This window comes from Staphylococcus sp. OJ82, assembly GCF_000294465.1.
In the GTDB taxonomy this organism is placed as follows: Bacteria; Bacillota; Bacilli; order Staphylococcales; family Staphylococcaceae; genus Staphylococcus; species Staphylococcus equorum.
The window spans coordinates 261570-287888 of sequence record NZ_ALPU01000010.1 but is presented as its reverse complement, the minus strand read 5'-3'; the positions used below and the strand labels follow the sequence as shown (position 1 = coordinate 287888).

19 protein-coding genes are annotated in these 26319 nt (G+C 33.1%); 18 read left to right on the top strand and 1 reads right to left on the bottom strand.

The window, feature by feature from the left end; all coding sequences use genetic code 11:
- Position 1 precedes the first annotated feature (1 nt).
- The 12 genes from SOJ_RS08755 (at position 2) to SOJ_RS08705 (ending at position 17223) form a co-directional block, all read left to right on the top strand.
- Positions 2-412, top strand: coding sequence for a minor capsid protein (locus tag SOJ_RS08755; RefSeq protein ID WP_002507715.1), 411 nt, complete (start codon positions 2-4; stop codon positions 410-412).
- 37 nt (positions 413-449) lie between these two features.
- Positions 450-1400 carry an Ig-like domain-containing protein gene (locus SOJ_RS08750; RefSeq protein ID WP_002507714.1) on the top strand — a complete coding sequence of 317 codons (951 nt, stop codon included), beginning with the start codon at positions 450-452 and terminating at the stop codon, positions 1398-1400.
- A gap of 97 nt (positions 1401-1497) precedes the next feature.
- Positions 1498-2010 carry a hypothetical protein gene (locus tag SOJ_RS08745; RefSeq protein WP_002507713.1) on the top strand — a complete coding sequence of 171 codons (513 nt, stop codon included), beginning with the start codon at positions 1498-1500 and terminating at the stop codon, positions 2008-2010.
- Between the two features lie 95 nt (positions 2011-2105).
- Positions 2106-2345 (top strand): hypothetical protein, encoded by a 240-nt coding sequence (locus tag SOJ_RS08740; protein ID WP_002507712.1) that lies wholly within the window; start codon positions 2106-2108, stop codon positions 2343-2345.
- 39 nt (positions 2346-2384) lie between these two features.
- On the top strand, positions 2385-7715 hold the full coding sequence (locus tag SOJ_RS08735) for a peptidoglycan DD-metalloendopeptidase family protein (RefSeq protein WP_002507711.1): 5331 nt from the start codon (positions 2385-2387) through the stop codon (positions 7713-7715).
- A 14-nt stretch (positions 7716-7729) separates the two neighbouring features.
- Positions 7730-9214, top strand: a complete 1485-nt coding sequence (locus SOJ_RS08730) for a distal tail protein Dit (protein WP_002507710.1) — start codon at positions 7730-7732, stop codon at positions 9212-9214.
- 18 nt (positions 9215-9232) lie between these two features.
- Positions 9233-14074 carry a phage tail spike protein gene (locus tag SOJ_RS08725; RefSeq protein WP_002507709.1) on the top strand — a complete coding sequence of 1614 codons (4842 nt, stop codon included), beginning with the start codon at positions 9233-9235 and terminating at the stop codon, positions 14072-14074.
- A complete protein-coding gene (locus tag SOJ_RS14575; RefSeq protein WP_002507708.1) occupies positions 14064-14234 on the top strand; it encodes a hypothetical protein in 171 nt (56 codons plus the stop codon). Before SOJ_RS08725 ends, SOJ_RS14575 begins: the two co-directional genes overlap by 11 nt.
- A gap of 49 nt (positions 14235-14283) precedes the next feature.
- A complete protein-coding gene (locus tag SOJ_RS08720) occupies positions 14284-14589 on the top strand; it encodes a hypothetical protein (RefSeq protein WP_002507707.1) in 306 nt (101 codons plus the stop codon).
- Between the two features lie 42 nt (positions 14590-14631).
- Positions 14632-14976 (top strand): hypothetical protein, encoded by a 345-nt coding sequence (locus SOJ_RS08715; RefSeq protein ID WP_002507706.1) that lies wholly within the window; start codon positions 14632-14634, stop codon positions 14974-14976.
- Between the two features lie 162 nt (positions 14977-15138).
- A complete protein-coding gene (locus SOJ_RS08710) occupies positions 15139-15444 on the top strand; it encodes a holin (RefSeq protein WP_002507705.1) in 306 nt (101 codons plus the stop codon).
- Between the two features lie 66 nt (positions 15445-15510).
- Entirely contained in the window at positions 15511-17223 is a 1713-nt protein-coding gene (locus tag SOJ_RS08705; protein ID WP_002507704.1) for a peptidoglycan recognition protein family protein, read from the top strand.
- 332 nt (positions 17224-17555) lie between these two features.
- Here SOJ_RS08705 and SOJ_RS08700 read toward each other — a convergent pair whose 3' ends face one another.
- Complete coding sequence (locus SOJ_RS08700) at positions 17556-18731, bottom strand: SAP domain-containing protein (RefSeq protein WP_002507703.1); 1176 nt, start codon at positions 18729-18731, stop codon at positions 17556-17558.
- Between the two features lie 198 nt (positions 18732-18929).
- On the opposite strand from SOJ_RS08700, the gene SOJ_RS08695 reads away from it, so the two are divergent.
- The 6 genes from SOJ_RS08695 (at position 18930) to sbcC (ending at position 26278) form a co-directional block, all read left to right on the top strand.
- Positions 18930-19463: a hypothetical protein gene (locus tag SOJ_RS08695; RefSeq protein ID WP_002507702.1), complete on the top strand. Its 534-nt coding sequence runs from the start codon at positions 18930-18932 to the stop codon at positions 19461-19463.
- A gap of 691 nt (positions 19464-20154) precedes the next feature.
- Positions 20155-20376 carry a hypothetical protein gene (locus SOJ_RS08690; RefSeq protein WP_037539535.1) on the top strand — a complete coding sequence of 74 codons (222 nt, stop codon included), beginning with the start codon at positions 20155-20157 and terminating at the stop codon, positions 20374-20376.
- Between the two features lie 527 nt (positions 20377-20903).
- The gene (locus SOJ_RS08685; protein ID WP_002507700.1) at positions 20904-21086 is read left to right on the top strand and encodes a hypothetical protein; all 183 of its coding nucleotides are present in this window, start codon (positions 20904-20906) and stop codon (positions 21084-21086) included.
- Between the two features lie 398 nt (positions 21087-21484).
- A complete protein-coding gene (locus SOJ_RS08680; RefSeq protein ID WP_002507699.1) occupies positions 21485-21952 on the top strand; it encodes a CcdC family protein in 468 nt (155 codons plus the stop codon).
- A gap of 165 nt (positions 21953-22117) precedes the next feature.
- Entirely contained in the window at positions 22118-23248 is a 1131-nt protein-coding gene (sbcD, locus tag SOJ_RS08675) for an exonuclease subunit SbcD (RefSeq protein ID WP_002507698.1), read from the top strand.
- Positions 23249-26278, top strand: a complete 3030-nt coding sequence (gene sbcC / locus SOJ_RS08670) for an exonuclease subunit SbcC (protein ID WP_002507697.1) — start codon at positions 23249-23251, stop codon at positions 26276-26278.
- The last annotated feature ends 41 nt before the right edge of the window (positions 26279-26319 follow it).

Below are 26319 nucleotides of genomic sequence, written 5' to 3'. Positions count from 1 at the left end.
CATGATAGAACAAGCGATAATGAATTATTTAAAATCGAACATACAAACAGATATGTTAATTTCTATGAATTTCACTACACGTAACGATAATACGATTGTTGTTTATAGCGACCCCGGAGAACCGCCGAGCATGTATGAAGGTCAATTGATAAGACCACGTTATCAAATAATCGTTAAGTCGTCTGATTTTGCTAAAGCAAATGATGTAGCAATAGAGATTTACGAGGCATTACACCAACATAGGTATGACACTATGACAGTTAGTTATAAGACACGTGAAATTGATTACAATGTGTTTTCAATAGACGGGTTGCACCTACCGGCAAGGTTGGGTGTAGATGAAGATAACATCATGTCATATAGTTTAAATTTTGAAACACAAATCAAGAAAGCAAGCGAGCGCAAAAAATAGCGTTCGCTTTTTTAATGCAAATTAGGAGGCAAAAGGAATGACACAACAAAAAGTATTTCCATTCGCTGATAAAGGCGACCATATTAAATTAAACTTACAGCACTTTGCACAGGCTACACGTCGTGGCGATGATGAAATTATATTCGGTATTTCGGATATTATCATTGGCGAAGGCGACGATATTATTAAATTCGACGGTAAAAACGGCGATAAAGATAGTTACTTACAAGCCGAAGGTGGTTCAGTATCATTTGAACCAGAACTTGAAGATGTGGTAATTGCCGATTACGGTAACAGCCCATACGACCAACGTTCAACAGGTTATAACGTAACAGTAAGTATTGTGTCGGCACAACAGACAATTGATATGCTATTACTTGCCATTGCCGGTACTGATACTGTAGACGAAAACGGTAAAATTACAGGTGTAGCAGATGCACCATTAGGCGCATCAAACCGTAAGAACGCTAAACCGGTACGCATTCATAGACGTGCAGACGGCGACAATCACGACAACGATATTAACATTTACAAAGCCGGCGCAAACGATGAAGTAGAAATTTCAAGCGCAAACGAACAAGGTTCACTTGAAATCTCAATGAGTGCATACCCACGTGATAACGCAAACCCTAGCCGTAAAGGTAATTATTTCTTTACAGGTGCAGTTGACCCTAACGGTATCTTGCCTAAATGGGACGCATTATTAAATGGCGACAGCTCAAACACAGATAACACATTAGTTTCAAGCATTGCATTTAATAGCGAATCACAAACGTTAGCAGTTGACGAAACAGTAACATTACAACCAACAGTACAACCGGCGGGCGCAGTAGATAAATCATTAACTTACGCATCAAGCGATGAATCAATCGCAACTGTAGATAACGCCGGTGTAGTTACAGCAGTAGCAACAGGCGAGGCGACAATTACAGCAACAGCAAACGACGGTAGCGACGTGACGGCAACAGTAACAGTTACAGTTTCATAATAGTTTCAAGAGTTATAAGGTAGTCAAATTGGCTACCTTTTTTATTTTTCAAAAACAATATTTTAAGCAAAACAAACAATTATCGGAGGAATTTTAAATGACTAAAGTAAATATTCAATTATTCGACCAAGACAAACAAGGTAACTTACACGAAACAGACCAATCAAAAGCAGTAGAAATTAAAGCGATTAGACCCGGACAATTAGGCGCAATCGCAAAAGTTGTTAATGCTATCCAAAAAGATTTACAAGATAACAAAGAATTTCAAGATACAGTGATTAAACTATTCGGTCAATACACAGAAGGCTTTGATATTGAAGATTTAATTCGTAGTGAAGATTTTAATGTTTTCGATGTTTTATCGGCGTTTGGTTTCTTAATCGAAACAGTACCGGAAAGAACAATTGAATTGACGAGCGTCGCAAGTGGTATTGATAGCGCTTATTTAGAAGTGCAAGAAATGGATACGTTCTTTGAAGTTATTGAGGCAGTAGTAGAAGTTAACGATATTGAAAAAATTATCAAACGTGTTAAATCACTTATGGATAAAGTGGGAAAGGCACTGAACTTCAACAAGGAAACAAAACAAACAACAAGCAAGAAACAATAACAGTCGAAGATAGTTTAGTATATACGCTTAGTCCAATCGTTGGTGGTCGTGAACAAGTCATAGACGCACCGGCGGTTGATTTACTAGGTTATTTATTGATTCACTTTGAAACCTTAGAGCAAGAGGCAAACACAGAAAAACAACGCTTGTATCTTAACCACTTATCACGTATGCACGCAAACCCACAAGACAAGAACCAAGCAAAAGCAAATAAAAAATTCATGAAGAACATTGAACCCGGTCAAGATACATCGACTGGAAGTAAAACAGCACGTTCAAATGAAGAATTAGAGTGGGATAATATCGACAAGTTAAAACGAATCGAAAATTCATAGCGTTATACAACAAGTGGTAAGAAAGGAGGGAAAAAGTGAATGGCTGAAATGGATAAAGTTAATGTAAAGTTTAATGCTGATGTAACGAAGTTTACAAGAGCCGTAGACCGCATGGAAAACAAGATGCGAGAGTTTGACAATAAGACAACATCAACTGAAAAGAACGTTAATAAACGTTTTGATATGATGAACACATCGGTTTCTAAAGTTGATAAATCAATGGCTGAAATGGGCGATGACGTAGATTTAAGCAATATTAAATCAGAGTTAAACAGTGCTAAAAAGGAATTTAAAGACACTGGTAGCGTATCGCAAAAAACCTTTACTAATTTACAGAAATCAATATCTAATGTTGATACATCTGAAATGACAAACAAGACAGGTAAAGCATTTAACACATTATCAAAAGACGTTGGCAAACTTGATACACAGCTCACAGAGATTGACAAAATTAATTTCGGTAAGTCATTGGGCGATGATTTCAAAACAGTTGGATATAGTTTTAAAGACTTACAAAGTAAATTAAATAGCACTGAATTATCGTTATTTAGAATGCAAAAGAAAATGAATGAAAGTGATTTCAAATCATATTCAAAAAGTATGCACGAAATCAACGCAACATTGCACCAAGCCGAAAAGGAATTTAAACAGTTTGGTAACGTATCATACGAAACGACGCAACAGTTAAACAAGAACATCAAAAGCATTTCATTTTCACAGCTACCGGGCAAGGCAAAAATTGCGTTTAATTCAATCCGTAACGAAATGACTTCACTAAACAAAGATATTAAGTTTATGAACGATAAATTTAGTACAACAACACGTGTTGTTAATAGTGTTGGTGGAACTGTCAAACGTACATTTGGTGGTATGAGAAACGATTTTTCAAAAACGTTTAAGACGATAAATAAAATCGGTAATACCTTGCGTAACGTTGGCGAAGTTGCTAGTGGCGTATTTAAAGGTTTAATGATTTCAAGTTTTACAGCAATCATACCCGTTGCCGGCGCAGTTGTTTCGAGTGTTATGGCTATTGGTTCATCATTAACAGCCGTAGTCGGTGGTGCCGTCGGTCTTGCCGGTGCATTTGGTATAGCCGGTGCCGGCGCAATGACAATGGTTGGCATGTCAAAACGTGCATTAGCAATGCTTGATGAAGGATTGTTAAAAGCAACAGCAGAAACAAGAAAATATCAAGATGCGTTAGCCGGTATCAAAACCCAATTTGATAATTTGGTTAGAGGTAATCAAGCACAAATATTTAATACTATGACTAACGGTATTAAGACAGCAAATTTTGCCCTAGACCAACTCACACCGGCTATAAATGAAATTGCGAGCATTACATCAAAAGCATCAAACAAGTTGCTAGAATGGGCGCAGAATAGCAAGAACGCCCAAAACATGTTTAGTATCTTAAACAAGATAGGACCGCAAGTATTTAAAAACATTTTAAATGCTATAGGTAGTTTTGGCGACGGCGCAGTAGCCTTATTTAATAAACTTAATCCATTGTTCACATGGGCATCACAAGGCTTTGAGAACATGGCACGTAGTTTCCAAAAATGGGCTAACAGTACATCAACGGCAAACGGCATTAAAGACTTTATCAGTTATACAAAAACAAACCTACCGATTTTAGGTAGCATATTTGGGAATGTATTTCATGGCATAATCAATTTATTCAAAGCATTTAGCAGTGAAACAGGTTGGGTGTTAAATGGCTTAGATAGTATGACTAATAAGTTTAAAAATTGGTCGGCTACATTAAGTCAAAATAAATCGTTCCAAAATTTCCTTGCTTATATAAGAGAAAACGCCCCAATGGTAGGGCAGTTAATCGGTAACATTGTTGATGTGTTTGTACGCTTTGTACAAGCAGTATCGCCAATAGGTGCAACAGTGTTAAATATTGCAGTTAAAGTAAGTAAGATGATAGCCGAGTTTATGAAAGCCCACCCACAAATAACAAAATTTGTAGCATCGGCGGTAGCCTTATCCGGAATCATTAAAGCCGTTGGTATAGGTATTGGGGTTTTATTCCCAATTATCAGACGTTTAGCAATGGTATTGAAAATACTACCACCAATCATGAAGGCAGTAGGTTTAGCAATACGTTTCATGGGTGGACCGGTAACAATCATTATCGGAATCATTACAGCGCTTGTTGGTGTGTTCATTCATTTATGGAAAACCAACGAAGGGTTTAGAAATGCGGTAATAGGAATATGGAACTCAATTAAATATTGGGCGGTAACGATTTTTACAGCCGTTAAAAATTTTCTAGTCTTTATATGGACGAACGCAAAAAACCTTGTAATGAAAGTTATTCAATTGTGGTGGCAAAACCTTAAAGCGAATTTCCTATTTTGGAAATCTACAATCACAATGATTTTTAATGGCATCAAGAACTTTTTCGTTTGGATATGGAATATTATTAAAACGCAAGTCATTGCAAGAGTTGTGCAAATGTATAACCAAGTTAAGACGTGGTTTAATCAACTTTGGAACAGCATTAAAACAATTTTTACAACGGTTAGAAATTGGCTTTTTTCTGTATGGCTATCCATTTATTCAAAAGTAAGTTATTATGCAAGGTTAATTTGGACTGGTGTAAAAAACTACTTCACTAACTTATGGAATAATATTGTTTCTATTTTCACAACCGTTAAAACGTGGTTAGTTAATACGTGGAATTTCATTTATGGAAAAGTAACAGATTTCGCAAAATGGATATGGACAGGTGTTAAAAACTACTTCACGTGGTTATGGAATAGTATTAAATCAATATTCACGACTGTTAAGAACTGGTTAGTCAGTACGTGGAACTTTATTTATAGCAAAATTTCAAACTTTGCAAGATTAGTTTGGTCGAAGGTCAAGCAATACTTCACATGGCTTTGGGATAGTATTAAATCAATTTTCACAAGCGTTAAAAATTGGCTAGTTAGTACGTGGAATTATCTTTATAGAAAAATAAGTAATTTCGCTAGATTAATTTGGTCTAAAGTGAAAAATTACTTTACTTGGTTATGGGATAGTATTAAATCTATCTTTACAACGGTTAAAAGTTGGTTAGTAAGCACTTGGAATTATCTTTATAGTAAAATTTCAAGTTTTGCTAGGAAAATTTGGACGAGTGTTAAAAATTATTTCACTTGGTTGTGGGATAGCATTAAATCAATTTTTACAACAGTTAAAAACTGGTTAACATCAACTTGGAATTATATTTCTGATAAAGTAATTTCATTTGCCCGTACTATTTGGAACAAAGTGAAAAGCGCTTTTAATTCCTTATGGCGTTCTATCAAATCAATTTTCACATCTGTTAAAAATTTCTTATATGATACTTGGCGAAAAATCAGAGATACAGTAGTAGATTTAGCAAAAAAATTATTCAACGGTGTTAAAGATTATTTCACAGATTTGTGGAATACATCTAAACGCATTTTTAACAACGTGTTTGATTTCCTTTCGGATATTTGGGACACAATCAGAAATACAGTTGTCGATACTGTAGCTGATTTATGGGACCGAGTAGAATCAACGTTTAACAATATGAAAAATGGTTTATCAAATATTATTGATAAAATCAAAGGTTTCATAGATGATATGGTCGATTCAATTAAGGACGGATTAAATAAATTAATTGACGGTATTAATTGGGTTGGCGATAAATTAGGTATTGATAAAGAGATACCACATTTAAGCACTGGTACAACACACAATCAACAAGTTAATAGAAAAGTTAAAACATCAAGTGACGGTGCATTAAAAGAAGGTACATTTGCTACAGTTGGCGACAAAGGTAAAGGTAATGGACCGGGTGGTTATCGTAACGAAATGATTAAATACCCAAATGGTAAAATATCATTTACGCCAAATAGAGATACCAACACTTACTTGCCTAAAGGTTCAACAGTTTATAGTGGTAAACAAACACACGCACTATTAAACCAAAGTCCAACCAACAGTACGCTAGGTGGCGACGCAAACCCACGCTTAAACGGTGGTACTGTCGGCAACGCATTTAGTTGGGCGGGCGATAAATTAGGTCAAGGCTATAATTGGACTAAAGACAAAGTAGGTAAAGGCGCAGACTGGTTAAAAGATAGCGTCGGCGATGTTATGGATTGGGTCAAGAAACCCGGTAAATTACTTGATAAAGCGCTTGAAGGATTTGGCGTTGATTTTGGGGATTATTCCGGTATCGTTGGCGACTATGCTAGAGGTGGATTAAAACGCCTTAAAAAAGGTGCAGAAGAAAAAATTAAAGGTTGGTTTGCACAAGTAACAGCCGGCAACAGTAGTTTCTTAGACTTTTCGCCGGGTAATCTTAATTTCCCATATAGTCCAAACGGTAGAGCGCCCGGTTATCCGTTTGACAGTCCACACATGGGCATTGATTTAAACTATATCTATGAGAAAGTTTATTCAACAATCAGTGGACTAGCAAGAGCAATACCGCAAGACGGTAGCGGTTTTGGTAATCACGTATCTATTAAAAATGGTAATGGTTTAGAAGCTATTTACGGACACCTAAGCGATTTTGCATTTGACGGAACGAAACAAGTTAAAGCCGGCGACAAACTAGGTACATCGGGCGATACGGGGCGTTCATCGGGACCACATCTTCATTACGAAATGAGGCAAGACGGCAAACCATTTGACCCGTTACCATGGTTGAAATCACATGTTGGTGGTTCCGGCGGTAACTGGGACGTTAAAGGCGCATTGAAAAAAGCCGGTTTACCAACTTCAAAAGATTATGTGAGTGCATGGCAAAGACAAATACAAACCGAAAGTGGAGGCGACGCTAAAGCTATCGGTGGCACAGACGGTTTATTAGACGGGCAAGCTAAAGGACTTGTACAAGTTAAGCCCGGTACATTTAACGCCTTTAAACTACCCGGTCATGACAACATCATGAACGGTACGGATAACCTAATTGCCGGTATGCGTTACGCAAGTGCTAAATACGGTTCATCATTACTTGATGTAATCGGTCATGGGCATGGTTATGCTAGTGGTGGAATTGTTGATAGTCCCGAAATCGCATGGCTTGCCGAAGGTGGTTTCAGTGAATCAATAATAAGTCACGACCCTTCAAACAAAGTTAAATCACAAGCTATTTGGAAGGAAACAGGCGACAAGCTAGGTTTCAGTACCGAAGGCGAAACATTACAACGTATTATGCAACTTATTGAAGAAAGCAACGAAACGAACGAAACAATCGAATTAAATACACGTAACAGCGGTAACAATCCAATTTATCTTAATAATAAGAAAGTTGGTAAACAAGTTGCCGAGCCGGTTAAAAATGAAATTGAAAACATCGAAAGAAGAAACAAACGCTTTAATCGTAGATAGAAAGGAGGTTGCTAATGAGTAATTTCTCATTTAATGGTATCGAAAAAGATTACTGTTATTATACCGACTATAAAACGAGTTGGGGGCAAGATAGAGAAATTAACACTACTGATGTAAACGGACGGTCCGGGACCGTCCTAACATCTGTTAGAGATAAAGTTAGAAAAATCGAAGTTAATTTATTAATTGATAGTTTGGAAGTTGGAGAAAGTTTGGAACACGTCGCCGAAGATTTGGCAGATTGGTTAACAACCGACGAACCAAAACCGATACAATTCGCTAGAGAACCCGACAGAATATATTACGGGATATTAGAAGGCGCAATTGATAAAGATTATTTTGTTAATTTTGGTAAAGCTACAGTTAATTTTCTTTGCATCGACCCTTATAAATACGCTAGTACAAGAACAAAACAAACAGCTATATCAGACCAAGCAACGTTATATAATGCCGGTAATAAAGACGCACCAATTGAGATACAAGCAAGAGCGTTAGAACCTAGCAGTCACTTTATGATTGCAAAAGGATATAACGGCGATAGCGACGAATTTTTTATGGTTGGCGATGATGATGTAGATAAACCGTTAGATAATTACAGCCCACCCGTATTAACCACTGAAATGCGAGATATGAGAGATTGGATTGAATTAGGTAGTGGCAGTATTAACGATAATTATTTAGGCGGTACTACTGGTGGCGAATTACAAAGTTCATCAACAAACGAGAGTATATATCTAAATGTAGATACGTTAGAAAACAACGGTTGGAATGGTGCCGGTCTAAAAAAATCATTTTCAAAAAGCGTTCAAGACTTTAGAGCAACGGTTAAAATTCTTGTTAATAACACGAAAAAAGGAACAGCTAGATTTTCGCAATTTGTTTATGATGTAGATAATAGATTATTGGCATCAATCGGATATGTTAAGAAAAGTGAATCAAGAAGAACAGGAACAATTATTGTTACTTTATTTAATCAAAGTGGCGAACAAGTGAAAATATATGATTTTGATAACGACCCATATATACAAAGTCTTGATAGTTTTGTTATTTATATCGCCTTAACTAGAAAAGGTAATGAGTTTACGGTTAAAAGTTGGAAGTACGACGAAACACCATATCCAAAAAGATTAGTACCGATTGCAGTTAATGAAAAGACTTTTACTGATTCCGGAAATTTTTACCAACGTAAAGTAGCAAGCACAACACTTTATGAGGCGAGGTATCAAAATACCGACTTTGCTAACATTTATATTTTAGGAACGTACAACAGGGAATTATTAGAGAAACCCGAAGGCGCTAGAGATATGATAATTCAAAAAGGCGACGACATTAGAGTAGACACAGAAAATAATATTGTAGTCATTAATGAAGAACCTATGTTACAAGAAAAAACCTTTGCAAGTGATTTCTTTAATATCGAAAGTGGGACAAACGAATTAATCATTTTACCCGAAGATACTTTTGATACGTCGATATTTTGGCGAGATAGATATTTATAAAAGAATGGAGGTGTTTAATTGATTCATCTATTAAATTTTAAAGGCGAAATCATAGATTTTATTTCAGAAGATGACGGGGCATTATTTGAGGCGGTTCATGACAGGCAACAAAAAGATAAAAAAGAAACATTTGATTTTACTATTCTTTCAAGCCGAGCCGAAAAGTTTAGAGAACGTAACCGAGTAATTACCAAAGATAGTAACGGTCAATACAGGGAATTTATTATTACTGGTATTTCGGACGATATGGACGGTTTGACAGATATACAAACCAACGCATCATATCTTGAAGATATTGGCACAGCTAAACCATTTGTGCCGGGTAAACTTGAAAATATGACAACTTCACAGGCGCTTTATGAGGCGTTACGTGATACAGGTTGGGAAGTAGCACCCGATACAGAATACAACGGCTTAAAAACAACAACATGGACGGAACACAAACCCCCTTACGATGTAGCATTACAGCTTGAAACTACTTATGATATGGAATTAGATTTTTATATCGAACTAGGTTCAAATAAAGTTGAACATCGTTACGCCATATTGAAACAACCGAAACGATTATTTAAAGGTAAAGAAATTGTTTTTGGTAAAGATTTAACAGGTTTATCAAGAGAAATTGATTTCACTGAAATTAAAACGGCTTTAATGGTTGTAGGTCCCGAAGATAACGACGGAAACACAACCGAGGTTATCGTTACAGACGACCAAGCACAAGAACAATTTGGATTACCTCAACGTTATATATGGGACGTATACAAACCGGAATCACAAGACAGCGATATAACAGAAAGTCGATTAAAAGCGTTAGGCGAAAACGAATTAGATAAAATCAAAACAGCAAGTGTTACCTATGAAATTTCATCGTTAGATATTGATTATTTACATCAACATGAATCAACATCAATTGGCGATACAATTAGAGTTAAGGACACAGACTTTAACCCACCGTTATATTTAGAGGCGGAAGTTATCGGCGAAGAATACGACTTGCTAGGAAAAGAAAGTGTTTATTCATTTGGTAAAGTTATCAGATATAACGAAGAAGATTTGACACAATTCTTTAGACAACGCTTACAAGAAATAAGAGAAAAATTAAATGATGATATTACAAACCTTAATACCCAACTACAAGAAACGGCAGAATATACAGAAAAATATTACGAACAAAAGATTGTTAAACAGCCCGAACCACCCACAAACCCCGTTGACGACATGTTATGGTACGACACAAGCAATCCGGACGTTGCAGTATTAAGAAGATACAGAAACGGCGAATGGCACAACCAAACAGCAAGTGACGTACAACAATTAGGTGGTATGACAAGGGAAGAAACAATTTACAATGAATTAGTAAGCACATTTGAAGATTTGCAGTTACAACACTCAATGCTACAAACTGATGTATACGACGTTATTAATAGTCAATATTTAGTTGATACCGAATTAAAAGAACAAGTACAAACAGATTTAGATAGCGTTAGCGTTGTATTTAATCAAATCAAAACTAATTTAGATAGCATGGATAAAGATACGGCTACAATCGGTAAATTGATTGATACACAAGCAATGTTCCAAAACTATAGGGAAAACCTACAGAAACTAAATGATAGCGTACAAAACGCTAAAATAAGCATTGACGAGCGTATAAAATTATTACAACAACAATACACCGAAGAAAAATTTAACGATGCAATGACGGAAGTAGCAAATACACTACCCAATGGGGAATGGAACAGTGAAACAGGTCAATTGTTAGCAGATATACCAAATCAAGACCAACTAACAGATTTAAAAACAACCGTTAATGCTTATGTAGACGGCGAAATAAAAACGCTTAACGATAATTTAGTAGATAAGATTAACACCGATATTACAGCAACAAAAGAAGAATTAAGCGCAAGTGTTTCAAGTGTTCAAGAACAAGTGGACGGCTTAGAAATAGGCGCACGAAACTTATTAGTAAGTTATGCAGACCAATATAACGGTTTGGTTAAATCATATATTGAAAGCACACAAGGTTTTGAGTTTTCCGATTGGGGCGACAACCTTTATTCAAGTGAATATATTAATCAGAAATTGAAACCGGAAGAAAAATATACCATTTCATACGATGTTGAAGTTATCGGATTAACAGACGTAGACCAACAGTTAGAACCTACAATGTTATCTACTGGATTAATTCTTTTTGATAGAGCGACAAATGATTATGTAATGCGTTCAAGAAAAGAAATGCCACGTGAAATAGGTTATACCGAACATATTTCAGAAACATTTGAAATGAAAACCGGCGATTATGCTTTAATAGGTTATTCTAATTTGTTTAGAGGTAGCGTAATTGTTGATGATACAACGAACAATGATACAAAAGACACCACAGAAACCACACAGCCTACCACAGACGAACAAAACACAACAACAGACACAAACACAACCGAAACGACAACAGACGATACAACAAGCACTCAAGAGCCTACACAAGATACAACAACAACAGACGGCACAACGACAGATACAACGACGGACGGCACGACAGACGGCACGACAGACGGCACGACAGACGATACAACGACAGATACAACACAAACTGTCGAAGTATCAGAAAGTGACACAATTAGAATTACTAATTTAAAAATTGAAAAAGGCACAGTGGCTACAGATTACACACCGGCGCCCGAAGATTTTAAAAATGATATTAGTAGTATTGGTGCATCTGTTGTAGAACAAGATACAGAAATTAAATTAATGAAAGATAATATTAATTTAAAAGCCGATAAAACAACAGTTACACAACAGCTTGGCGAAGTTGAATCAAAAGTGCAAGACAACACAGCGCAATTAGGCATACAAGCTGATGAAATCAACAGCAAAGTATCAGAAAGCAAATATACAGCAGACCAAGAAAACGTGGTAAGTCGTTTGGATAGCGCCGAAACAGAACGCCAACAATTAAGTAATGAAATCAATGATAGAGTAACGTTAACCGAATATCAGAACCTTAACATTGGTACACGTAACTTAATGTTAAACACTAATGAACGTGATGATTTTATAGGTGTAGAAGATACAGAACTTCACATTGAATATGAAATTACTAGACCATTAACCGTAGGCGATGAATACACACTGTCTTATGAAATTTATGATTTGTCCGGAGAACCGATAAATCGTGTTAGTTATTTACCATATGCCCCAGAAGGCGAAAGAAAAGATGTATCGGTTGTAGATAATAAAGTAATTGCAACATTTACAGCGAAAGCAAAAAGCGAAAAGATGTATCTTTACAAAGGGCTTGCCGGAATGACAGACCCAACAAAAGACTTTGTTATTAAAAATGCAATGTTAGTTGAAGGTAATAAAGCCGGCGATTACGCCGAGGCACCGGAACAAGCCGATACACGATTGAACGAAATGGAAACATCAATAACGCAAAACGGAAAACAGATACAAGACCGAGTTAGTTTAACCGAGTTTAACGAAAGTAATAAAACATTATCACAAGTGGTTTCAACACTCACACAAGACACCACAAACGGTTTAACATATACGTTTGATGAAAACGGTAAGATAACAAGTTTTAACGTTGGTAATGACGGTGTGACAATCAAAGGCGATAGCGTAGATATTACAGTAAACAAAGACTTTCAAGTAATTGCGCAAGATGTAGATAACAAAGTAGACCAAGACAACATTATTAACCGTTTAAACTTATCGCCCGAAGGTTTAGATATTGACGTTAATAATTTAGGTATTAGAGGTGGCGACAGCAACGAATACTTAAATTTAAAAAACGACACTATCGAATTACATGGTACTTATACAAGAACGTGGCAAAATTCAACAGATACCAACAATGTGTTTACTAGATTTAAAGACGGTCATTTAAGGTTTAGAAATAACGATTTTGACCGTTCTATTTATATTTCAGATTTTGGTATTTCAACATATCTTGACGGCGACCCACGAAACGCATCTGGAACATTAGAATTTTTTGATTACACTTACGATAGCGATACAAGAGGTGTTACATTGCAATCCGGTTTAGGTGTTGTGGCATTAAGAGCTGATTCAAACCGAATGGTTATTGAGGCAGACGACACAGTAAACATTGGTAGTAATAAATACTCTGTATACCTTAGACCATATTCAAATTCGCGTGTTGGCGTAAACGAATTTCAATTTTACGTTAAGCTTAATCCGACAGCTGACGCAACAGACGGCGTAATAAAATACGGTAACATAACAGGTTCCGGCACCAAAATGGGTTCCGGTATCAGATTTAGTAAAAGCCAACCAGTTGTGTACGCCACTAATGATAATGGCGACATGGGAAGTGGTTATTTTTACGCTGAAGGTTTACAAGGCGATTGGATTACTAAAAACACTAATTTATATGCTTGTGTACATGGAGAATTACGAGTTACCGGCATCAAGGGTTATAACGGTGGCAATCCTGAATATCAAGATATTAGATTTAAAAATTGGTATGCTACTTCATCTGAAAAATACAAATATGACATTCAAAAATGGGATTATGAAGTATTAGATGTGATTAAGAATGATTTACAATTGTATTCATTTAAACGTGAAGAAGAAAGAGGTAGCGATTACGTACGTAACCATAGAGGTGTAGTTATTGAACGTGAAACACCTATAGAATGGGTACACAGGGACGGCGTAGATAATTACGAAATGTTATCATGGTCTTTAAAGGCAATCCAAGAATTAGCCCAAGCAAAAGATGAACAAGACGAAAAAATAAAAGAACAAAGTAGAATTATTGAAGAACAAGAAAAAAGAATGGACGACCAAGAAGAACGGTTGAAAAAATTGGAGGAATTAATAAATGCAAAATAATCAAAATGAACAACACAAACCTAATTCAGACTACATGGTTAATTACCTAGTAGATGAAAACGCAAGATTAACGAAAGAAAACGCAATGTTAAAAGCGATTATCCAAGAGCAAAACGAAAAATTTAAAGAGTTAAGCGAATCACAAGAAGTTAGCGATTAAATCGTTAGCTTCTTTTTATTATAAAAATTTTTATTAGGAGTGAATTATTATGCTAGAACGTAAAGAACAATCATTTTATTTGGTGGAAGTAGATAAAGAAACGGGCAAAGAATATCCAATGCAAAAAGTATATAACGGTAGCGCCTTTTCACGTACGACAAATACATTTAATGCTTATAAATTCGATACTGTAGACAAAGTGAAATCGGCTTGTCAATTACAAAACAGCATGAACGAAATGTTTGGAGAACCGAGCGTTGTTTATTACGCAGAAGAAAATATAACACGTACTTTATTTAATGAAACAGGAGAGAATATTGATAACGACACTACAGAAAGTACATCGACACAATAATTTAAATTAACATCATAGATTAGAAAGGGGTTGTGTTTAGGTGTGCAACTTGAAAGCGACCAACTAAAAGAAGTTAAGAACAGAATTTCAACTTTAGAAACAGAAATTGAAGATTTAAAGGCGAAATATTGGACGATAGACGACAAAATCGACAGTTTAACCAAAAAACAAGAAGAAAGTCACAGCTCATTATTTGAAACAAACAACCAACAAAATGATTTGCTAAATAAAATCTATTACCAATCACAAGCACAAACAGAACAGGCTCAAAAGAACGAGGCACGTTCTATAGACCTTCAAAAATGGTTGTTAGGTGCATTGTGGGGGCTTGTGGCATTAGTTATTATATTCGTTATTACTTCAAGTTTAAACGCTCTATTTATGTAGTAAAGGGAGGTGTTAAGCATGTTTTTAGATTGGGGTTCTTGTATATTATATGGCGTACATTGTGGTCTAGTATTACTTGGCATTTAACTAATCATAAAGGTTATTACCTATAAAGGTAGTGACCTTTTTTAAATTTTATCTAATTTGACGGAGGTTTTATAAATGGAACAAATCATAACTTTTGCAACAATCATTTCAGTGTTAACAATTGGAATCATACAAGGCGTTAAACAAACCGGTGCAATACCTAAAAATATTATACCGTTAATATCAATCATGATAGGTGGTCTAATCGGTGGTATATCGGTATTCATTCCGGAAATCTTTTCTGAATTATCAGTTGGCGCACGTATTTTAGGTGGTGTTATTAGTGGTCTAATGGCTACTGGATTATGGGAAACAGGTAAACAACGCAGTGGTAATACAAAAGACAACCACCAAAAACAAGGTGGGGGCAATATTAAATAATTAATGATTAATCGGCTATTCATTTAGTCGGTTTTTATATATAAAAATTTAATGGAGGTTTTATAAATGGCACAAGAAAAATGGAATGGCGTTCCGGTACGTTATGACTGGTTGCCAATTGGAACAAGACGTAGCGGACAACCTTTAACTACAGGTAAACCAAAATTCGCAGTAGCACACGATACAGGCAATAAAGATACAACAGCACAAAACAATATAGATTATTACAAGAACTCATACAATATAGATTGGTCTATCGTGGCAAGCGCTCATATATTTGTAGATGATAAAGAATGTGTAGTGTGCATACCGGTTACCGAGAAAGCATGGCATGTACTATATGGCGCAAGTGCTGATAATCAAATGTACGGTGTAGACGCTAACGACGGGGCTTTCGGTGTCGAAGGTTCATATTTCACAGATAAATCACGTTCTCAAAAATCATTAGACAATTTAGCACGTGTCGTAGCTTATCTATGTAACTATTGGAATATAGATTACAAAACAGAATTACCGGGACACCAAGATATTCAAGTAGGTAAAGTAGACCCCGGCAACCTATTGGAACATGCCGGTTATGGTCGTGACGTTAGTAATTTAGATAAAATTATCGCTGAATATATTAATGGCGTAGATGAAGAAAGTGACAGTGAACCTTCAAAAGAATTATCAGAAACAACGAAAGAAAAACCAACAGAAAGCCCACATACTAACGTAGACTACAAAGAGGCTATAGAGTATATGCACAGCCTCAAAGGTCAATTTGTTGATTTTGATAAACGATTTGCCTTTCAATGTATGGACTTAATCGTAGACTATGCAGACCATGTAACAAACGGCTACAGAATATGGGGTAATGCAAAAGATTTAACATGGGTTGCTTTACCTAAAGGGTGGAAACTTGTTGAAAACACACCGGATTATGTGCCACCTATCGGTACTATTGCAGTATTTACCGAGGGCATTTATAAAAAATGGGGTCATACTGGTTTAGTTTGGGACAACAGCGGAGGCACTGAATCATTTGTTATCTTAGAACAAAACTATGACACGTTAGCAAATAGCCCGGCAATGTTAAGAACAGATAATTACGACGGATTAACACACTTCATTGTTCCCGATTTCGTAGATGAAGATGTAGACTTAACAGACATTACGCCGGAACCAATAAAAGAAGTTAAGAAAGGTACAACGCTTAAAGTGGGCAATGTACCACCTAAAAAATTAACTTGGTCTAACCAACCATACTTTAGAGCAACGGTAGACAGCGAAGGTGTTTCAATCTGTAGACCGAACCACAATAATGTAATGGTTCCTACTAATGAACAATACAACGCCGGTTATGAGGACTTATATATATATGAAATTCGTGACGGTTGGGCAAGAGTTTATTCACCGGATAACGACGGTTTCGTTTGGTATGAAAGGTTACGCATAAACAAAGTATATAAACCGGCTGGTGGTAATGAGCTACACGATAATTTAAGTGCATATGATAACGTATTAGGGGATTTAGCGATTGGTTCAATTCCACCAAGCAACTTAAATTGGTCTGATAGTGCTTACTTTAGAGGTCGTGTTGATAGTTACGGCGCTACTATTACTAAACGCACAGGTAATGAGAATAATTACGATTGGAACTTAACAAATGAAAGTTACAGTGCCGATTACGACCAATTTTATATATTTGAGATATTAGAAGGTTGGGCAAGAGTTTATTCATCTTCAAACAACGGTTGGGTATGGTATGAACGCTTGCGAGTTGTAGAAATATTTTAATTATGATAAAACATAGTTAGAGAGTTTGTAAGGCGTTATTACAAAGTAAGTTTGATGTTAAGCGACAAGTAAATTTATTTTGCTTGTCGCTTTTTACTACATTTGATTTTTAAAATAAACTTAATGATGATAATATAATATTTGTGTTGATATTCTGTTTTTAAGATAGTTTGGTAGTTCTCCAGACTGGAAACGTGGGTAGGTTTTCTTGGACCTACCCACGTTTTTAATTTAGTTTGATAATAGAAATATATAAAAAGGGGCAAACGCTTATGCGTTTTGCCCCTTTTTTTGATTTACACTAATTTAATTTCTAGGTCTTTTATTGTATTTTAATTTTCGTATTCTTCTTCAGTTAAAGCTTTAACGTCATTTTCTCCCAAAAATAAAAATAACTCGCCGGTATCTATATCAATTTCTACTTCAATATCTAAATTTTTATCAATTAATTTATTGAGGCTAGTTTTAAAAGTGACCTCATCTTCTTCCTCATCATCTTCCGAATATTCAAGACTATACATATAATTAAAATGTTCTTCCACTTCTTTTTTATCTATAATTCCTTTTTCATATATATATTCAAGTATATTAGAGAATGCTAGTTTTTCATTTTCATTTTCTTTTTTAATAATAGCTATTAAGTAATCAATTAAGTTCCTTGATAGTTCTTCTTCCAGAGGATAATAATTACTTATATCTTCCACGAACAAATTATGTATCCTTTCGTTTGATAATTCATCAATAAAAATTAATTGGTTATAAATTTCTAACATCTCATAATAAGAATAAGAAGTTAACTTGCGTTTTAATCTATCCTTCTCAAAATTACCTTCTAAATCATAATAAAAATAGGAAGAGGACTTTAAATCTTCAAAAGTTTCGTTTATATTAATAGAATAAGATAAATGATAATATAATATTGCATTTTCACTATCGCTTTTTTGTCTAAAATAGTAGTTACCTAACGCTTCATATGTTCTCTGTAAATCATAATTGTAAGGGTTGAGTTCGTATAAACGTTTAATTTCGTAGTTATAGATAGCTATAACCTTATCTTCTGAAGAACTACTTATATAATTTTTAGCTATTTTATGCGCAAGTGGTAGACTTATATCGTTGTTTTCAAAATGTGGTATGTACTTTGTTTCATGTAATAACTGATTGCCTTTTTCTGTAGCAGTGTATACTAAAGGTAACTCGAAAACTTCGTTTGACGCTTTTATGTTATCTATGTTGTCAATTATACGAGAAACAAGTTCATTCTTATTACCAGCTACTTTTAACCCAGCGTTCTTTAGTAGTTCTGATAATTTTGTGTTCTTAATTTTATTAAGATTAATTTCTAAAGTATTATCTTTTACTAGAATTTTCTTATCAATTAGTTTATCTATCGACTTTTGAATATCAATGTTATTATCCTCTAAATACGACGAATAATAAGGTCCTTCGTCAACCGTTCGGGTAACAATTTTATGTAAAATTAGTAAATCGTTTGCATTTAAATTCATAAAATTTTAAACTCCTTTTTTAATTTCATTCATTATAAGATATTATAATGAAAATTTATTCATAAAAAAAGAAAAGTTTCGATATTCATATATTATCATAGGTGTATCATAGTTATAATTACATATGTACAGAGCTTTTTATTGAAATGAAAATTCTTCAAGGGAGGGTGTAATTATCTTAAAAAAGTTTTAGCTTTTTTGTTTATAGCTATATATATAGTTGGGGTTCTATCACTAATATATGTACTCAATAAGCAAAATGAATACGTACCACCTTCTTATTTACAAAATTCCATTTATGACACTAATAATGAAATTAAGCTTAATGGTATAGGATACAAAGTAAAAAATATAGAAATAACAAAAGAAAGTGTGTCTGATATAAATTTGAACGAGCGGAGTAAAAAATATTTAAACATTAACATTAGGGTATCGAATTATAGTAAGGAAGAATATCTTTTAGATACCAAACAATTTAATGTAAGTAACGATGTTGAAAATGTATTTCCCAAAATACAACCAGCCAACTTATCAAACGAAATAAATAATGATTATTTAAAACTAACTTCGATTGGTATTGTAAAAGAAAATAATGTAAGAGATTTTAAGTTAGTATTTAAAATTAATGAAGAAACCGCAAATGCAAAAAGATTATTTTTTAATATAAGCTCTAAAATGAACTCAAATAACACAATTTCTTTCGACCTCTCAAATAATAAAGAAGAAATATAAAAAATATATTTCTTTTTTATTTTATAACGTAAAAACTTTTAGTATATATCTATAGAATAAAAATATTGCTAATATTTGTGGCTAAATAATTATTTAAAATCAGAGAATTCCAAATAGGAAAAGAGAAAATTAATGTTGCTATAAAACTAAAAAATAAAAGTAAACTGTTAATTATACGGTCTCCATGTATAATAGAAAAAATATTTATTAACATTATAATAATTAGGAGTAGCATTCCATTATAAAAATAAAGTTCCCCATTAAGTACTTTGTTAAATGATAGAATTGGAATGAAATAAGCAAAAAGTGTTAACAAAGCAGAAATTAAAGTCATATAGTGTTTGATATTAAACACCTCAATTCAATATATTTATGTTAATTTATATATTATCAAAATAAAGAAGATAAAGTATATACTTTCAGTTAATTAAAATCGTAAAATGTTTTGTCAAAGGTATTTAAAATAATAATAATTTATGTTAATTTAAGACTAGTCGTTGTTCTCCAAACATTGACTAAACAGCTCAATCAATATTATAGATTAATCCTATTTGCTTATGATTCTATAATTATTTATTAAGGGAATGAGACAGTGTTAACTGTCTCATTTTTAATTTTTAAATCTTATTAATAACGTATTCTTTCCATTATATAGTAAAAACAAGGAACGACTTTAAAAGGGGTGTAAGTGGTGTTTGTGATAGGTGGTATATTGTCGCAAATTGGTATTAGTTTAGTTGTGGCAATTATAGTTACTTTGATAATGTTGTTTGTCGTTATGTATGCAGTTGCGCCGTTAATGGCAATAGAAAACAATATTATGCAAATTATAGCCGGTATTATATTTTTTGGATTACCAACAGCAACTTTTATAATTGTTTTCTTTTTATCTTTAGGTACTGATTATTCGTAACGGATAACGTTATTTTAATCAAAAAAGAGAATGTTTGTTCTTTTATCTAGTTAATCATACGAACGCATAAAAGCGATAGGTTAAATACCTAGTGGCAACAGATTGGCAACAAAACTTTTAAAATAAGTTTTAAAAGCCCGTCATTACGCCATTCAAAGATTTTAAATATTTAAACTTAAAGTGTTGATTTTAAAGTATTTGTTAATGTTCGGGTCAAATGATGACGATGATGAACAAAAATCAACAAGACCAAATGAAAAAAACAAAATAATGTTTTATAAAAGGTTCGAGCCAATAAGTGAATTGGTTTGAACCTTTATTTTTTAGCAATAAGGTTAATGTATTAAATACTTAGACATATTAAATATTTTTCAAAGTGAAGGATAGTATTATAAAAGTTTTTAAGTCGCAAACTCTAGAGTATTCAATGAGTAAAATGTAAGTATTATATTTCAAATATTCAGAAAATATTTGATTGTGATATGATTTTTGTTATAATTGTATATATATAAGGGAGGTATCGATAAGTGAAGGATGCTTATGACATGGAAGACAGAGAAGTATTAGATCGTCTAGCTAATATGCACATTAACTTTCCGAACGATGAAGCTTTTAAGAAATATCATAATGCAATGCAAACTCATGATATGAATTATCTTAGATATACACTAAATGATGCATTATCAGCATGTGTTAATTCGCATGTGTAATAGAGCAAAAATGATAGAATTAACCTTTACCAAGGTTCATTCACATTGTCGACAAAGTCTTAACGACTTTGTTGGCATTTTTTATGGTGTATGTTTTATATTTTTTTGTTTCACAAAGCTTTAGTCATAGCACTTCACTTTTCCCAAGAATAAAAAAGGAACAATAGTATAAATTTATATTCTTCGCATATATGTTAGTATAAGAAATTTATTATTTGTAGAAGGAAAAGATATAGATAGTTGTTAATTACTTAATTTAAAAATGCTAATATATACTATGTAATGTTAGAAACGATAAAATAGTTGAAAACGAATTAAAAATGCTGATTAATATTTTGTTAAGTGATATACTATCGAAAGTAAATATCATCTTATAGAAATTTAAAGAAGGTGTAAGTGTGTTATATTTAGTAATTTCTATAATTTTCGCTTTTATAATGGGACTAGGTGCTATCTTTGTGCGAATGAAAGCGCAAAATTTTCCAGTTAATGAAAAGAAAATTATATTACCCCCATTTTTTATGGCAACAGGTGCTTTAATGTATGTTGTTCCATATTTTAGATTAACTGGTCTTGAAATTGTAGAATGTATTATTTTAGGCATAGCGTTTTCTACAATTTTAATATGGACATCTAAATTTGAAACTCAGGGCAGTGAAATATATATGAAGCGCTCTAAAGCTTTTCCTATCATTCTTATTTCACTACTGTTAATACGTACATTACTTAAAATATTTATTAGCAATAAAATAGATCCAGGAGAAATTGGTGGCATGTTTTTCTTACTTGGTTTTTCTATGATTGTTCCTTGGCGCTTAGCAATGTTATATAAATATAAAAAGCTTAAAAGCACATTAATTCAATAGTTTGGAGAGGCTGGGGCATACATACATGTCTCAGCCTCAATTGTTTTATTAGCAGTAGTTGAAGAAAAGGAGAAACGGTTTAATACCATTATGTTTATACTTGTCTTAGTGGTAAAAATATTATATTATATAAATACGAACAAACGTTCTATTAGAGGTGTAAAAATGAAAGTAATACATACAGCCGATTGGCATTTAGGCAGAATTTTAAATGGTAAATCATTATTAGAAGACCAAGCATATATTTTAAATCGTTTTATAGAAGCGATGGACAATGAACAACCGGATGTCATAGTAATTGCAGGTGATTTATATGATACGAGTTATCCGAATAAAGATGCCATCCAATTATTAGAAAGTACAATTGATACTTTGAATCTAGAGATGGGCATTCCGATCATTATGATAAGCGGTAATCATGATAGTAAAGAACGATTGAACTATGGTTCCAAGTGGTTTGAAAAGTCAAATTTATATATACGTACAAAACTTGAAGACATAAATATACCTATTTCAATTGGAAATGTAGATTTTTATACGTTACCGTTTGCAACAATTAATGAAACTCAACACTTTTTAAAAGATAATACGATAGAAACTTACCAACAAGCTTTAAGTAAATCTATTGAATATATGAGTAATAATATAAATAAGAATAATACCAATATTCTTATCGGTCACTTAACTGTTCAAGGTGGTGTGCGTTCAGAATCAGAGAGACCTTTATCTATAGGGACAGTCGAATCTGTAGAAGCTGACTCGTTTCAACAGTTTGATAGAGTTATGCTGGGTCATCTACACCATCCGTTTAGCATAGATTCTGATTTTATAAGCTATAGTGGGTCAATACTTCAGTATTCTTTTTCTGAAGTGAATCAACCTAAAGGATATAGAATCATTGAAATTAAGGAAGATACAATCAAAGAGAAGTTCATACCGATTGCGCCTTTAAGACAATTAGAAGTTATAGAAGGCGATTACGAAGATGCGATACAAGAAAAATTAAAGGTAAAGGGTAAAGATAATTATTTACATTTCAAATTAAAGCATATGTCTCATGTCAGTGATCCAATGGTACATTTAAAACAAATTTATCCTAATACATTAGCACTTACAAACCAGACTTTTGATTTTAGCGCACATATTCATCAAGATAACTATGAAATTCAAAAATTAGATGATGAAACGATAATTGATAAATTCTATAAAAATATTACTGATGAAGAACTAACACAAACTCAAAGAAAAACTGTAGCTAAGGTGTTAAATGATTTACTAGAAGGAGGGTCTGAATAAATGAGACCTTTAACATTAAATTTAAATAATTTCGGACCTTTCTTAAAAGAAGTGATAGATTTTAATAACGTAAAAGATAATCAACTTTTTTTAATCAGTGGTAAAACTGGATCAGGTAAGACAATGGTTTTTGACGCAATTGTGTATGCGCTTTTTGGTGAAGCGTCTACTAAAGATAGAAAAGAGAGTGATTTAAGGAGTCATTTTGCAGATAGTAAGACCCCTATGACTGTAGAATTTGAATTTAAGCTAAGAGATCATATTTTTAAAATTGTGAGACAAGGCGCATTTATTAAAGAAGGTAATAAAAATAAAACACTAGGCCAGTTAGCCATATACCAATACGAAGACGATGAGTATAATCTCAGAGAGAGTAAAATAAATACGGGTAATCAATTTATCAGAGATTTATTAGGCGTAAACGCTGAGCAATTCAGACAACTTTTCATATTACCTCAAGGTGAATTTAAGCGATTTTTACTATCTAAAAGCTCAGAGAAGCAAGAAATTTTAAGAACACTTTTTAATAGTCAGCGTTTTGAAGAAATACAGAAACACTTGAGTAACGATGTAAAAGAAGTTAGAGAACAAATTGAAAAGAGATTCAATATATTAGAAAATAATTGGCATGACATTGAAACATTTGATGATGAAATATTAACTGAATATAAAACAATCAATGCTAGACAAACAAATCGAATTATGGAAGTATTACCTGAATTTAAAGAAAAAGCACGAAAAATACAACAGGAAATAAAAGAAAAAAAGAGTAAATATAAAGCTGAAGTGACTTCGGCAGAAAATAATTTAAATCATAATTTAAAACTTGAAGAAGCATTAACTCAGCTTGAAGAGAAACAACAGCAATATGAACAGTTACTTTTAAACGATGACGAAATCAAGAAGAAAATAAAACTATTAAATGAAATTTATGAAGTAAGACCGTTAGCCAATTTGCTAGAGTCTAAAGAAACGCTATCTTTAAAAAAAGAAAAATCAATAAAAGATATCGAAGAAAAACAAAATTCGATTAATACACTCAAAGATAAGGCACATGAAAATAAAAAACAACTCGAAAAACATTTACAGACTTCGGATATATTAGAAGGTTTTAGAAAGTATGTAGAAAAATGTAAGTTGTTTTATGATAAAGCAAGTAAATATCGAGAGGCATATCATCAACGTGAAACAATAAATAAAGCTTACGAAACACTTGAAGAAAAGGTTAAAACACAAAAGCAACTACTGGATGATCTCGCTAAGAAGTTAAACCATCGTAAGAGTGATTATAAAAAAGTCGAATTGCTTAATTCACAAATTTTCAATTTAAATAATGAAATCAAAGAGTTAAAACAGAATGAACTCAAAAAAATTGAATTTGAAAGCTTGCAAAACAGAAAAAAACAGAAGTTAAGAGATATAGAAAAATTTCACTTGCAGCTTCAACAATTAGATGACAAATATTCTAAAATAGACAAAACAAATATAGATTTAAACAATAAAAAGGATATTATTGCAAAAGTTCAATCAGCATTAAATTCAGGTGATATATGTCCAGTTTGTGGAAATGAAGTACATTCAATTGAGCAACATTTAGACTTTGATGAACTTACGGAAAGACATCAAGCGTTAACTGCAATAGAAGAACAACATAAAAATATAAAAGAGAAAAAGATAAAATGTGAAAGTGAATTGAACTATTTGAATGAACAAATAGAAAAATTTTCTCAAGAAGAGCTTAATAATACGAATTATCATGAACTTGAAAAGCGTATTGATCATAAATATGTTGAAAAAGAGAACTTAGAAAAAGAAAATGAAGAGATTAATCAATTAAAAGAGCAATTACAAAAAAACGAACAAAGTTATCATACGCTTGAATTAGATATGAAAAATAAGCAACATACTTTAAGAGAAAATGACATTGCTATAAATGACTTCGAATATAACACCGAATTTGATAATGTTGCTAAGTTTGTGAAAGTTTATGAAAGTAATTTAGAAAAGATAAAAGAATATGACGATGTTTGTTATAAATTAGAACAAAATATTCTAAATAGTAACCAACAACTGTCTATTGAAAAAAATAGTAAAGCATATATAGAATCAAGCCTAAAAGAATTAAAAAATGAATTGGAAAATATGAATCTGAAGATAGATGAGGAAATGGATAGAATTGGCTTCACAAAATTTGAGCAGGTGAAAGCAACGATAGTTAAAATAGCAGATAAAGATAAAATTGAAGCGGAGATTAATACTTACAATAAAGAGAAACAATCTTTGGAATTAGTTATTTCGCAACTCAGTGAGGAAACTAAAAATAAAAAACTCCAAGATAGCCAACATTTAAAAGAAATTCATCAACAAAAACAACAAGTATTAGACGAGATAGCTACGGAATTAAGCCAACACGAATATAAGATTGATTTTAATCAGAAGAAAATCAATGAAATTAATACAATTATAGAAAAATTAGAAAAGGAATTGAAAGCACAGCAAGAAGTGTTTCAATTAGCGGAAATCTTGTCAGGTAAAAATGATCAAAAGTTAACTTTAGAAAACTATGTATTAATTTACTACTTGGAACGAATTCTTGCTCAAGCCAATCAACGTTTAGCATTGATGACAGGGCAACGCTATCAATTAACAAGAAGAGAACAAATATCACAGGGTTACAGTGGACTTGAAATAGACGTCTTTGATTCGCATTCGAATCAATCTCGACATATTTCATCACTATCTGGTGGAGAAACTTTCCAAGCATCATTAGCCTTAGCATTAGGACTTAGTGAAGTAGTTCAACAAGAATCTGGAGGAATTGCTTTAGATTCAATGTTTGTAGATGAAGGATTCGGAACATTAGATCAAGAAACATTAGAAACAGCGTTAGATACATTACTGAGTTTGAAATCTACAGGGAGAATGGTAGGTATTATTTCTCACGTAAGTGAACTTAAGCAAAGAATACCGTTAATACTTGAAGTTAGTACAGAGCAATATCAAAGTACAACACAATTTAAAAGGCAATAATTAAACAAACCAACCGATTGATTATATAACAATTGGTTGGT

Excerpts from the sequence above, each read along its gene's own strand:
- SOJ_RS08730 (WP_002507710.1), top strand. The coding sequence starts at position 7,730 with ATGAGTAATTTCTCATTTAATGGTATCGAAAAAGATTACTGTTATTAT.
- SOJ_RS14575 (WP_002507708.1), top strand. The coding sequence starts at position 14,064 with ATGCAAAATAATCAAAATGAACAACACAAACCTAATTCAGACTACATG.
- SOJ_RS08700 (WP_002507703.1), bottom strand. The coding sequence starts at position 18,731 with ATGAATTTAAATGCAAACGATTTACTAATTTTACATAAAATTGTTACC.
- SOJ_RS08710 (WP_002507705.1), top strand. The coding sequence starts at position 15,139 with ATGGAACAAATCATAACTTTTGCAACAATCATTTCAGTGTTAACAATT.
- sbcD (WP_002507698.1), top strand. The coding sequence starts at position 22,118 with ATGAAAGTAATACATACAGCCGATTGGCATTTAGGCAGAATTTTAAAT.
- SOJ_RS08720 (WP_002507707.1), top strand. The coding sequence starts at position 14,284 with ATGCTAGAACGTAAAGAACAATCATTTTATTTGGTGGAAGTAGATAAA.
- SOJ_RS08755 (WP_002507715.1), top strand. The coding sequence starts at position 2 with ATGATAGAACAAGCGATAATGAATTATTTAAAATCGAACATACAAACA.
- SOJ_RS08745 (WP_002507713.1), top strand. The coding sequence starts at position 1,498 with ATGACTAAAGTAAATATTCAATTATTCGACCAAGACAAACAAGGTAAC.
- sbcC (WP_002507697.1), top strand. The coding sequence starts at position 23,249 with ATGAGACCTTTAACATTAAATTTAAATAATTTCGGACCTTTCTTAAAA.
- SOJ_RS08705 (WP_002507704.1), top strand. The coding sequence starts at position 15,511 with ATGGCACAAGAAAAATGGAATGGCGTTCCGGTACGTTATGACTGGTTG.
- SOJ_RS08735 (WP_002507711.1), top strand. The coding sequence starts at position 2,385 with ATGGCTGAAATGGATAAAGTTAATGTAAAGTTTAATGCTGATGTAACG.
- SOJ_RS08750 (WP_002507714.1), top strand. The coding sequence starts at position 450 with ATGACACAACAAAAAGTATTTCCATTCGCTGATAAAGGCGACCATATT.